Origin of the sequence: Mesorhizobium sp. M8A.F.Ca.ET.165.01.1.1, from assembly GCF_004792065.1 — a bacterium.
GTDB lineage: Bacteria > Pseudomonadota > Alphaproteobacteria > Rhizobiales > Rhizobiaceae > Mesorhizobium.
On record NZ_SRTH01000020.1, the window covers coordinates 38,305 to 50,106 of the forward strand.

Here is an 11,802-nt window from a genome sequence, read left to right on the forward strand (position 1 = left end):
GGCGAGACGGCTCTCCTGAAGGCTTCTAGTTCTCCAGAAGGGCATCGATCGCTGCTGACGGGCGTCCGTTTGTCCCGATGTCGATCGTTGTAGCCAAAGCGATCGCTGCCTTAAGCTTTCTGATCGGGCCTGCAATGTCGCGGACCGGGCCGATGGCGCTTGCGCCGCGAAGCACCCCGTCGGTTGTGAGGGACAGGAAGAGACGAGCAGCGCCAGAGGTTGTCGCGACGGTGATTTCGCCATGCGTCGGCAGGCCGGCAACCTGAAGCGCAAAATCATACTGGTTGCTCCAGAACCACGGAACCTCGTCGAACGCCTTTTCTTGACCAAGCATGTTGCGCGCCACCGTGTCCGCCTGATCTTCGGCGTTGCGCCAGTTTTCAATTCGCAAGGCGCCACCGAACAGGCGGCTTTCATATCGGCAAACGTCACCGCATGCGAAAATGTCGGGATCTCCCGTCTGCAGGAACCGATTGGCGACGATACCGTTGTCGACGGCGAGCCCGGCCGCCTCGGCCAATTTGGTTCGCGGCCGGACGCCAACGCCATAGACGACGACGTCGCACGCGATGACTTCACCGCCTTGAAGACGGACGGCCGAGACCGTGCCCCTGCCTTCCAGCGCGGTTACGCCGACACCAAAGCGAATATCCACGCCACGACGGCGATGCTCCGAAATCAGGACATTCGAAACCGCCAGAGGCAGGCTACGACCCATTGCATGAGGTGCCCTTTCGAGGACGTGAACGACGCATCCGAGCTCGACCGCGGCCGCAGCGACTTCCAACCCGATCACACCGGCTCCGATCACGACAACCTTTTGCCCGCTTCGGAACGAACGCGCGATCGCATCCGCATGTTGGGGCGTTCGCAATGGCCAGACACCGTCCAGCTCGGCTCCAGGTATCGTCAACCGATTGATCGCCGAACCCGTCGCCAAAAGAAGCTTCCCGTAGGGCAGGTCCTGACCGTCGGTCAGCACGACGCGCTTGTCCCGGCGATCGATGCTTCCAACCGATTTATCCAGATGAAGGCCGATATCGTTTTCGCCAAACCAGGTGGCTGGAAAGAAGGCACACTGTTCGCTGGTCTTCTTGCCGAGAAGCACAGCCTTGGACAGCGGCGGGCGGTCATAGGGGGCGTGAGTCTCGTCGCCGATCAAAGTGATCTTACCCGTCCAACCATGTTTGCGAAGGGCTGCTGCCGCCTTCGCCCCGCTGTGGCCAGCGCCGACAATAATTGCAGATTGCGCGTTCACGATTGGATACTCCAGAACCGGGCCGAGCCTCAGGATTGACGGGCCTTTTCCGTTCCAAAGGCCACCATGCTGTCGCCGATCAACTCGTCTCCCTGCTTCTGCAGCATCTCCCCTGCCTCGAGGATATCCCGCGCCTCGCGGTTTTGGCTCAGCTTGAACTTGCCCGTCAGGCGGGTGATCTCGATTTCGACGCCGACGATCGCCTTCAGCATCATGTCGATATAGTCCTTGGGACTGTCGGTCATCTTCCAGGGATCCGCCTGCGCGGCCTCATGCGTTCGGGTGAGGCGGGCGACCAGGCCGCGCACATACCGCTCGTCGTCGCGGATCGTCGCCCGACCATGCGCGTGGACCATGACCTGCTCCCCGTTTTGTCCGCGCCTATAAGTTAGCCCTGTTCACGTTGTGGTCCGATCTGGACCGGGTTGCAAATTCGTTCGGTGTGAGCCCGTCGAGGCTCGTGTGGGGGCGGTTCACATTGTAGTCGATCCTCCATTCTTCGATGCTGTCTCGGGCATGCCGATAGCTGGTGAAGAGCCGCTCGTTGAGACACTCGTCGCGCATCCTTCCGTTGAAGCTTTCCACGAAGCCGTTCTGCATCGGCTTGCCCGGCGCGATGTAGTGCCATTCAACATGCCGGTCTTCCTGCCACGCCAGAATGGCATTCGAGGTCAGCTCGGTGCCATTGTCCGACACGATCATGCAGGGGTAGCCGCGATGCTCGGCGATGATGTCGAGTTCTCGGGCGACACGTTCGCCCGAGATCGAGTTGTCGACGACGGTCGCCAGGCACTCCCGGCTGAAGTCGTCGATGACGCACAGGATCCGGAAGCGGCGGCCGTCGGTCAGCGTGTCGGAGACGAAGTCGAGGCTCCAGCGCTGGTTGGCATCCTGCGGTATCGCCATCGGTGCTCTCGTGCCGAGCGCCCGCTTGCGGCCACCGCGTCTGCGCACCGTCAGCCTATCTTCGCGATAAAGCCGGTAGAGCTTCTTCCAGTTCACCGCCACGCCTTCGCGCTTCAGCAGAAGGTGCAGCCGGCGATAGGGTAGGGCGAGGGTGGGTTGATGTGGTCATGAGGGACTGCTCCTTGGTTGGGCCGCCGGCGTGGCTCGGCCCTTTGCCGGTTGGTTGATCGGGACTTCGGTTATTCGGCCGCCTGGCTGCCGGGCTCGCGGTGAGGGGCCCGATGAGCGGGGTGCTTCAGGCCGAGGTTCTCGCGAAGGGTGCGGCCCTCATATTCGGTGCGGAACAGGCCGCGGCGGCGCAGCTCCGGGATGACCAGCTCAATGAAATCGTCGAGCCCGCCGGGCACGGTCGGCGGCATGATGTTGAAGCCGTCGGCGCCGCCCTTGTTAAAGCGCTCTTCGAGTTCGTTCGCGATGGTCTCGGCCGTCCCGACGAGCTGCCAATGGCCGCGTGCCCCGGCGATGGTCTCGTAGAGCTGACGGATGGTGAGATTTTCTCGCCGGGCAAGATCGATGATCAATTGCTGGCGGCTCTTGCCGCGCTCGGTCTCGCTCAGGTCCGGCAGCGGCCCGTCGAGCGGATAGGCGGACAGATCGATACCACCGGAGAGGTTCGACAGCAGCTCCAGCCCGACGTCAGGATGGATCAGCGACTGGATCTGCTCGAATTTTTCGCGGGCCTCGGCTTCGCTTCGCCCGACCACTGGAAAGACGCCCGGCATGATCTTCAGATCATCGGGATGGCGGCCATACTTCTCAAGCCGTCCCTTGAGGTCGGCGTAGAAGCTCTGCGCCTCCGGGAGCGTTCGCAGGGCGGTGAAGACAACCTCGGCGGTGCGGGCCGCCAACTCCTTGCCCAGCTCGGATGAGCCCGCCTGGACGACGATCGGGTGACCCTGCGGCGAGCGCGAGACCGTCAGCGGTCCGCGCACCCGGAAATGCCGTCCGCGGTGCCCGAGGATATGCAGTTTCTGCGGGTCGAAAAAGAGCCCGCTATCCTTGTCGCGCAGGAAGGCTTCATCCTCCCAGCTGTTCCATAGGCCGAGCACGACATCAGCGAATTCTTCCGCCCGTGCGTAGCGATCCTGATGCGCGAACTGGCTGATATTGCCAAAATTCTCCAATTCGAGCGGATTGGACGAGGTCACGAGGTTCCAGCCGGCCCTGCCGGCGCTGATCTGATCGAGCGAGGCGAATTTGCGGGCCAGGTTGAACGGCTCATTGAATGTGGTGGAGGCTGTGGCCACCAGGCCGATGCGCTCCGTCACGACGGCAAGCGCCGACAGGAGCGTCAGAGGCTCGAAGCCAACGGCCCATTCGTCGGTCCGGGAGAGGGATTTGAGATCATCCGTATGGGCCGCGACCCCATCCGCCAGGAAGATCAGGTCGAACTTGGCGCGTTCTGCCGCCTGGGCAAATGCGATGCGCTGCCACGCTTCGATTACGGCTTGTTCCGTGCGGTTGCGATCCTCGACATCGAAAGTAGCCGAAGTGGCCGATCTTCTTGGCGACCCGCCCGACTAGCTGGTCGTCGAATAGCCTGGTCTTCGAAGGACGAGTAAGATTGCCCGAAACCCCTATTGCGAACTTTTTCGACATTCCCGGCTCCCTCAAAGCAATCACCGTCACTTAACTCTATAGATTTGGTAGAAATGTAAGAGACAGTTGATTTCAAAAACCCGCCGCCAATCGGATAGAGTTTGCGGAACATTGGCTGCAAACAACGTCGTCGCCGTCGCGTTGGCGAACAAGATGGCGAGGTTCGTCTGGGCGCTGATTGACCGGCCGCCGTTTTGAAGGTCCCGCCGCCCGTTGAGGCGGCCGCGGAGGGTGAAGAGATTGGTGAGGAGCTGATGGTGTGATGGCGAACGGTCGAGCCGGGGTCGGACAAACCCGCTCAGTGGGTGCCGCTTCAAAGCGCGTTGACCTGTCTGGGATCCGATCAGCGGACTACATCAGGGCCAGCGGCATGAACGCGCCGCAATCAAAGGCCGTATACATGCCTGCACCCGACCCGCCAGAAGCGCCGAAAAAGCCCTTGCCACGCGGAGGCCGTCCATACATGCCACTGAACTGTCATCCATCTGAGATTAGAGCCTCGGCTGTTTCTGTTACGCCGTAGGGCGCTGGTTGCGCAACCGGTGGAGACGCGAAGCCCTCATAGAGCGAAGCGTCGGAGCCGGTTGCGGCGAGGGTTCCGGCGAAAGCCGCCGGGGTCTGGTAGCCGAGCGAGGAGTGCGGCCTCGCGCTGTTGAAGTCCTCCCTCCATTCGGCAATGGCACTGCGGGCGTGGTCGAGGCCGAATAACAGGCTCTCGTTCAACAACGCATCCGCCCGTTGAAAGATTCGACGTAGCCGTTTTGCATGGGTTTGCCCGGCGCTATGTAGTGCCATTCGACGCGATGATCCTTCGACCAGGCGAGGATGGCGTTCGAGGTGAACTCGGTGCCGTGGTCGGAGACGATCATGCCCGGCTTGCCGCGCTGGGTGATCAGTTCCGTCAGTTCAAGCGCAACCCGACGGCCGGAGATCGAGGTGTCCGGGATCGCCGCCAGGCATTCGCGTGTCACGTCGTCGACGACGTTGAACACGCGAAACCTGCGGCCGCAGGCGAACTGGTCATGCACGAAATCCAGCGACCAGCGCGCGTTCGGCCTTGCCTCGACCAGGATCGGCGCCCGCGTGCCGACCGCTCGCCGCCTTGCCCGGCGCTTGCGCACCGTCAGGCCTTCCTCGCGGTAGAGACGATAGATGCGGTTGACGCCAGATGCCTCGCCCTCGCGCCTGAGCAGGATGAACAGCCGCCGGTAGCCAAAGCGTCGGCGCTCGTTGGCGAGGTCGCGCAACCTGCCACGCAGCTCCGTCTCTGGCGGTCGCCTTGACTGGTAGCGGATCATCTTGCGATCAGCGCCCACAAAGGAACAGGCCCGACGCTCCGACAGACCCATGACGGCCTGCAGATGCGCGACGGCTTCGCGCTTGGCGGCGAGCCCTACCATTAATGGAATGGTCCGCCCCGTCCTCCCGCAGCATCATCTGGCAGTCACACCAAAGGAGGTTGCAATCTCCCTACGCAATGCGCCGCGCCCTGCGGCAGTCTACGGAGTTGATATCGGCAAGAATATCTTCCACGTCGTCGGCGCGGACAGCGGCGGCGAGCCCGTCCAGCGAGCTCGCTTCCGACGCGACACGCTGCTGCAGTTCTTTGCGCGAGCAGCGCCGGCGGCAGGATCACAATGGATCGCCAGGAGACTGCAAGCGCTGGGGCACAAGGTTCGCCTGATCCCGGCACAGTTCGTGAAGCCCTACGTGAAGTCAAACAAGAGTGACATTATCGATGCCGAGGCCATCGCCGAAGCGGCCACTCGGCCGACAATGCGGTTCGCTGCGATCAAGAGCGAGGAACAGGCTGACCTCCAGGCTCTGCATCGGGTGCGCGACCAGATGATCGGAACGCGAACTCGTCTCATCAACCAGATGCGGGCGTTTTGCCTGGAATACGGCATTGCATTGAGACAGGGAGCGGGCCTGTTCAAGCTCGACTTGCCGCTGGTCCTCGACGATGCGTCGAACGACCTCTCGCCGGCGATGCGTAAACTGCTCACGGATCTGTTCGCCGACCTGCGCCGGCTGGAGCAGCGCATCGGCGACGTGACGAGGGAGATCGCCGCGATTGCAGATCGAGAGGATGTTGCCCGCCGGCTCATGACGATCCCGGGGATCGGAGCACTGGGCGCTACCGCCCTTCTTGCGGCGGTCGGCAACGGACGTCAATTCCAGAAAGCCCGCGACCTGGCTGCATGGCTGGGCCTTGTCCCAAGGGAACACTCGACCGGAGGCAAGCAGAAGCTCCTCGGCATCAGCAAGCGCGGGAACCGCTACGTCCGCAAGCTCCTTGTTCATGGCGCGCGATCCTGCTTCCGACATCTGGACCGAACACGGGATCGTCTTGGAAGCTGGCTCGATGGCCTGCAGAGCAGAATGCACCCGAACAAGGCCGTTGTTGCACTCGCCGCCAAGATGGCGCGCATTGTCTGGGTTGTCCTGACCAAGCCGGGAGCGCTCTACGAACGCAGAAATCCTGCATTCGCCTGACCCTCTCGGCTCGATTGCAAGGCTCGGGAATAGCGATGACGAAACAGTGGATCAGCATGCCGTAAGCCCTGTGCAAAAAAGCGGGCTTCGTGCCCGAACCATTTATTGGGAACGGCGTGCGCGGATCTCATCATGGCCTGGCTGCAACAGCAGTCCACTCGCGAGAGGCCGGATACATTTATGCAACTGGAATCGTCGTCGGCGATGTCGCGAACCCTGGCACGGACGGGGCGGACCATACATCTTTTGAAAGAAGCTCACGAAGTGCCGATGCTTCCAGCATCTGATCGGCAAGCAGCTTCTTCAGCTTCACGTTCTCGTCTTCCAGAGCCTTCAGGCGCTTGACGTACGGTTTGACATATTGAGGAGGGATCAGCTTCACCTCATGCCCAAACGACTGCAGCAGGCGTGCCCAGTAGTGCGAGCCCCCGCACGCTTCGATCGCTACCACCGTCGACGGCAGCTTCTCAAAGAACGCCACCATCTCCGTGCGCCGCAGTTTTTTGCGCATCGCTGGCTCCTCAGCTGCGTTCACACCATGGAGCTGGAAGATGTGTTTTGACGTGTCGTTCCACGGACGGTCTCCCTTTGCTTGAGATCTGTAACGACCTCATTCTGGCACATCGATGCCGTGCGGGGGCCGTCCACCCCAACATCATGCGGCGGCCCAACGTCGACCGGGAAGAGAAGCGAGTGACCCGCGGGGCGACACGGTCCGGAAAAATTATAAGGAGGAGCTTGACCTCAACGACCCCAATCAGAGAAGCCTGCTAGGTCACCCACTTCCGATTGAACAAAGGGAGTCCCTGTGTGTTTTGCTGAACAAAAGACCTCAAGTCCGCAACTCTATTAGGATTACTGGCAGACATAACGACCTTTCCGATCCTTCCTCCAAGTTCAAAAAACTGCCCTTCATCAAGCCCCCGCGTTGTCAGTGCAGCGCTGCCGAGCCTAAGTCCGCCTGCCTTAGAAGGGGAAAGCGTGTCAAATGGGATCGGATTCTTATTCGCGACCACCTGAGCTTCTAACAACGAGCTTTCAATTTCACTTCCGGTCGTGCCACACCTTGACACGTTGAGAAGCAGTAGATGCGAGGAAGTGCCGCCAGAAACAAGCGTAACACCTGCATGCACCAAGCCCCGCTCCAAGGCTTTCGCATTTCTCAAAACATCTCTTGCATAATCGCGAAACCGATCAGTCTGTACTTCAGCAAACAAAACCGCACGCGCTGCAATCATGTCCATTTTGGGCGCGCCCTGCAAGCCAGGAAAAATTGCCCGGTCGATTTGTTTAGCCAAGCTATTTTTACATAAGATCAAACCGCCGCCACGGGGTCCCCGCAGGGTTTTGTGTGTGGAAGTCGTAACTATGTCTGCATGGGGGAAAGGTGAGGGGATCGCGCGTCCCGCTACAAGACCTGCGGTATGTGCTAAATCCACCCAAAGGAGTGCGTCAACCTCTAGTGCGATCTGGTGCATCTTCTCATAATCAATCAATCGCGGATATGATGAACCTCCACAGATGATTGCTGCAGGTCGATTTTCCAGCGCGATTGATCGCACCTCATCATAATCCAGGTGCTCGTCTGTCTCTGACACTCCGTAGAAACACCATCGAAAATTTTGGCCGCTCGCATGAAAAGGGGCGCCGTGGCTTAAGTGACCGCCGTCCCGAAGCCGCATGGCCATTAGTCCGTCGGGTGGCTGAAAAAGCTCATTCATTATCGCGAAATTGGCAATGGTAGCGCTCATGGCCTGTACATTCGCGTGTTCGCAGCCGAATGCAGATTTTGCCCTCTCGATTGCTAAAATTTCTAGTTGATCAGCATATTCGCAACCTGAGACACACCGCTTACCCGGGTAGCCCTCAGCGTTTTTGTCGGCAAATATGCTTCCTTCAAAGGACCTAACCGCGGGAGAGGAATAGTTTTCAGAGGCAACCAAGCTTATCTGGGACAACTGCCGATGTTCCTCCCAGTGCACAAGTTTGTCGACCTCTATGTCTACCGATGTTGCAACCGTACCCACTGTGCCATCCTCTTTATAATTCTCGAAAAAATGCTGAGGTGTCCAATCCGCCAACTTCTCCGAAAGTGTGACTTCCTGCTATCCACCAGTCAATGCAAGCATCAGCAAGGATGTTAATTGGGTCCACGATGTCACTGTCGTCACCGAGATCTCCGCAGATTGCTGACAATTCACTGCAGGCTAGGATGATTTTGTCAGGGGCGAAAGATCTGGCCGCGTGGACAAGTCTCGTGAAATTTTCCTGCGCATCTGTGATGTTTCCGGACTTGACGTCAGCTATGATCTTGATGGCTTCACGCTCAAGTTTGGTAAGGCTTCGAAAAAACTGTTCGCCGAGGGCGTTTTCATTTGGTGTCACGTAAAGCCCGTTTTGCATAGATGCTCTCGTTCCTAAGGAAATTGAGCGAAAGTTGTGTGCTTCACTGCCACGCGAGTCCCGTATGGCTTGTCTTGTGATCTCTACCATATCAATCAATTGTACTGACAGCGCTTGTTTAATCTCTTTGGCCCAGAGATGGGCAGTATTGCAAGGGATAGCGATTGCTCCGCATCCAGCTTTCTCTAGCCAATACGCGCGTTCTAAAATTTGCAGCAAGGGGGCGTCGCTGCCGATTGAAATTGCTTGCGAACGATCAGGGATATTGGGAGCCGATAGACAAATGAATGGGATGTGATCCTGGTCTGTTTCAACTCGGCTTTTGCGAGCCAGAACCTCCAAGAATTTCGCAGTCGCCAAGCTTCCCATTCCGCCGACCACTCCAAGTGGTTTTCTTTGCCCAAGTAGTCCGAGAGATGGGGAATTACGTCGCTGGATGAGGTGGGGCATCGAAATTTCCTATTGTTGACGTTTTGCGCCATGAATCGTCTGTGAGGCGGGCCACCCCCGGTCGTCTTCACCTGCTTCCCCGTCGTGCGGGATGCCCGTCATCGCTGAAGCTATGACGACGCGGATTCGCCTAGAACTGCCGACCTCATTGACGTATTGACGCTCTACGGGATCCAAAAATCGTGCCAACTGCGCAGAAAGCGCCCTGAATGGAAGTTTTGATGTGAAGATCAGATGCTTAACGGTCACGAAATTGGCCCACCACTATGTAGCAGGCGCGACAGACTCGACAGGGCATGTCGCTTGTCGATGACCGGGTAGAGACAGCGCCAATGCCGGAATTCCAATCGAACCGGTCCGCAGATTGGAGGGACGAGGGTGCCGCGGGAGATCGGCAAGGAGTAGATGGTGAAAATCCATTGCAATGAAGGGGTAGCGAGGTGCTGTCACATTGATTGAGCGGTAAGGAAATTGAGGTAGCGCCAATGGCCGTGAGTGCACCGACCTACAAGAACACCGCCACCGATCGAATTCGTAGCGCGTGCTGTCTGGCTCTACTTTCCGCCTCAATCTGAGCCTGCGCGATCCGCCAATGGCGCCGAAAGCACGGCCCTGATTAAGCGCGCCGCATACGCCGCAAGGCACCAACGAAAGACGCAGCTCAGGCAAATAATCCGCAGCGCCGAGGACCCTTCTGCGTCACCTCACAGAATGTAGCTGCAACCCTAACAATTCTTCGCGCCTGCAAGGTCAGGAAGCCATGCGCAGCCTGATGGTCCGCTTTAGCTAATGTCTCCTTCGGTAAAGTCGCTGCTAGTCTGCAGTATCGTCTCAGACAGCAACTTTGCTGCCTTTACCAAGGGTTCACGGAAATGCTGAAGCTCGTCAAAGCTGACCCGGGCGACTGGAACGGACACACCAAGACAAGCGATCAAAGTGCCGCCAGGAGCTAGGATTGGAACAGCGCATCCAACCACACCTTTAACGAACTCTTCGTTTGTCCGAGCCCATCCTTCGCGGCGAATTTCCTCTAAGAGAACGAGAAGCGCATCAGGATCGGTTATCGTGCTGTCCGTATGCTGCTTCATGTGGAGGGACCGAACCAGCTTTTCACGCGGTCTGATGGGAAGCGTACTCATGTAAATCTTACCGCTAGACGTACAATAAATTGGCGCGCTGTGCCCAGGATCGAACTGGAGTCCATGGGGAGCTGTAACCCGTATGCTGTCGACATAGACTACTTCGTTGTTTCTCACGATTCCAATTTCGCATTGCTCGCCAATTTCTGCTGCGACATTCTGAAGGACTGCGTGGCGTCGTGCCGTTCGAAAGGCTGAGCCAATCGTCTTGCCCGCAAGCACGACTAGGTTGTTTCCGACAACGAATCGTTTTGTGCCCGCCGCGCGCTGGAGAAGTCCGCGGGACTCCAGATTGCTGATCAATCTGTGAGCTGTTGGCAAGGGCAGGTCGAGACTCTTGGCAATGTCCGCGGCAGTAACTGCTTTTAGTTGCGTAGCCACGAAATCAAGAATTGCAAATGCGCGATCCAAGGGACCATCCGAATTAACCGTTGAGTTCATAATACCTCGCGTCGGGGTGAGGGGGCAAAATGTGAGAGAATAATTCCCGAAATTTGATTATAGCCGCGATCCTCGGATTTGAGAATGCCTTACAAGACCTTGAAATCACCGGCTATCGCGGCATTTAACGGCCACGAAAATCTCACGATCTGCGGTTAGGTCGATGCTACACCGAAATACCGCCTTTAGGCGACATCGAGGATGCGGTTGACCAAGCTTGAGAAGCTGTGTCCGGTGGTCTTCGCGGCCAGGACATACGGGCTGCGCATACCGAGTCCAGGCACGGTGTTGATCTCCACGACAAAGGGCTGGCCGGACCGGTCGATCCGGAGATCGACACGGCGTAATCCAGCACGGAAGCTCGCAACCGAAATTTCTCGAAGCTCGTCGCAACCTTATCGCGATACTCTTTGCCGCCGCAATCGCTTCCCCAACCAGAAGACGCGTTTCGTGGTTACCGAAATCCTGCTCCACCAGAGGCAACACCTCGAGTTCTCCGTTTCCTAGCAGCGCGATGGTGATTTCTCGCCCCTCGATGTCTTCTTCCACAAGGGCCTCCTGCGCATACTGGGTGACGACCACTTTTACGGCCTACCTCAACCTGAGCAGGCTCATGTACGATATTCCGCAACTGTCGGATTCGTGACGCGGCTTCACTACCATTAGGAATCGCAGGTTGCCGGTGCACTCGGTGCCGCGACGCATTACGCGAAAAGTTCGGCGTCGGCACGCCGAGATCGCAGATGAGCCTCTTGGCGATAACTTTGTCGAGGGCCAATGCATATACGAGCGGGCCAGAGCCGGTGTATGGAACACCAGCCATTTCGAGCACGGCCGGAACGTGGTGAGACGGCACTCGCCCTGAATTCCGTACGCCATGTTGAAAACGATTCCCGAGCGGCGGACTTGGGGCTCGGTTGGCATGAATCGCTCGAGCGTCCTAGCAGTTCTTTAACACATCGGCACAGCAGGGTCTCGCAGCAGCCGCCCTCTTGCAGTGCCGCCGCTACGCTTTTGACCCTCTCGGGGCTATATTCAGTCGGACAAGGC

7 protein-coding genes and 4 pseudogenes are annotated in these 11,802 nt (G+C 58.5%); 1 reads left to right on the forward strand and 10 read right to left on the reverse strand.

Annotated elements, in window-relative coordinates; translation table 11 throughout:
- Nucleotides 1-25: 25 nt before the first annotated feature.
- From EN808_RS31405 to EN808_RS31425, 5 genes and pseudogenes are all read right to left on the reverse strand, one after another.
- Nucleotides 26-1,258, reverse strand: coding sequence for an FAD-dependent oxidoreductase (locus EN808_RS31405; RefSeq protein WP_135917899.1), 1,233 nt, complete (start codon nt 1,256-1,258; stop codon nt 26-28).
- A gap of 29 nt (nt 1,259-1,287) precedes the next feature.
- Nucleotides 1,288-1,614 carry an FMN-binding negative transcriptional regulator gene (locus tag EN808_RS31410; protein ID WP_135917900.1) on the reverse strand — a complete coding sequence of 109 codons (327 nt, stop codon included), beginning with the start codon at nt 1,612-1,614 and terminating at the stop codon, nt 1,288-1,290.
- Nucleotides 1,615-1,639: 25 nt separating this feature from the next.
- Nucleotides 1,640-2,302, reverse strand: a pseudogene (locus EN808_RS31415) (IS3 family transposase); the annotation flags it as partial.
- A 101-nt stretch (nt 2,303-2,403) separates the two neighbouring features.
- Nucleotides 2,404-3,648, reverse strand: a pseudogene (locus EN808_RS31420) (LLM class flavin-dependent oxidoreductase); the annotation flags it as partial.
- A gap of 687 nt (nt 3,649-4,335) precedes the next feature.
- A pseudogene (locus EN808_RS31425) lies at nt 4,336-5,223 on the reverse strand (IS3 family transposase).
- A gap of 64 nt (nt 5,224-5,287) precedes the next feature.
- Between EN808_RS31425 and EN808_RS31430 the strand changes: the two are divergent.
- Nucleotides 5,288-6,319 carry an IS110 family transposase gene (locus EN808_RS31430; protein WP_135917924.1) on the forward strand — a complete coding sequence of 344 codons (1,032 nt, stop codon included), beginning with the start codon at nt 5,288-5,290 and terminating at the stop codon, nt 6,317-6,319.
- Nucleotides 6,320-6,656: 337 nt separating this feature from the next.
- Here EN808_RS31430 and EN808_RS31435 read toward each other — a convergent pair.
- The 5 genes and pseudogenes from EN808_RS31435 to EN808_RS37725 all read right to left on the reverse strand — a co-directional run.
- Nucleotides 6,657-6,830: pseudogene (locus tag EN808_RS31435) on the reverse strand (IS110 family transposase); the annotation flags it as partial.
- Between the two features lie 259 nt (nt 6,831-7,089).
- A complete protein-coding gene (gene glyA / locus EN808_RS31440; RefSeq protein WP_135917902.1) occupies nt 7,090-8,346 on the reverse strand; it encodes a serine hydroxymethyltransferase in 1,257 nt (418 codons plus the stop codon).
- 13 nt (nt 8,347-8,359) lie between these two features.
- Complete coding sequence (locus EN808_RS31445) at nt 8,360-9,172, reverse strand: amino acid racemase (protein ID WP_135917903.1); 813 nt, start codon at nt 9,170-9,172, stop codon at nt 8,360-8,362.
- A 782-nt stretch (nt 9,173-9,954) separates the two neighbouring features.
- Complete coding sequence (locus EN808_RS31450; protein ID WP_135917904.1) at nt 9,955-10,752, reverse strand: IclR family transcriptional regulator; 798 nt, start codon at nt 10,750-10,752, stop codon at nt 9,955-9,957.
- Between the two features lie 185 nt (nt 10,753-10,937).
- Nucleotides 10,938-11,126: a hypothetical protein gene (locus EN808_RS37725; protein ID WP_281041856.1), complete on the reverse strand. Its 189-nt coding sequence runs from the start codon at nt 11,124-11,126 to the stop codon at nt 10,938-10,940.
- Nucleotides 11,127-11,802: the final 676 nt, after the last annotated feature.

What these genes read in the sequence shown, in the direction of transcription:
- EN808_RS31410 (WP_135917900.1), bottom strand. Translation starts at nt 1,614, where the DNA reads ATGGTCCACGCGCATGGTCGGGCGACGATCCGCGACGACGAGCGGTAT.
- EN808_RS31450 (WP_135917904.1), bottom strand. Translation starts at nt 10,752, where the DNA reads ATGAACTCAACGGTTAATTCGGATGGTCCCTTGGATCGCGCATTTGCA.
- EN808_RS31445 (WP_135917903.1), bottom strand. Translation starts at nt 9,172, where the DNA reads ATGCCCCACCTCATCCAGCGACGTAATTCCCCATCTCTCGGACTACTT.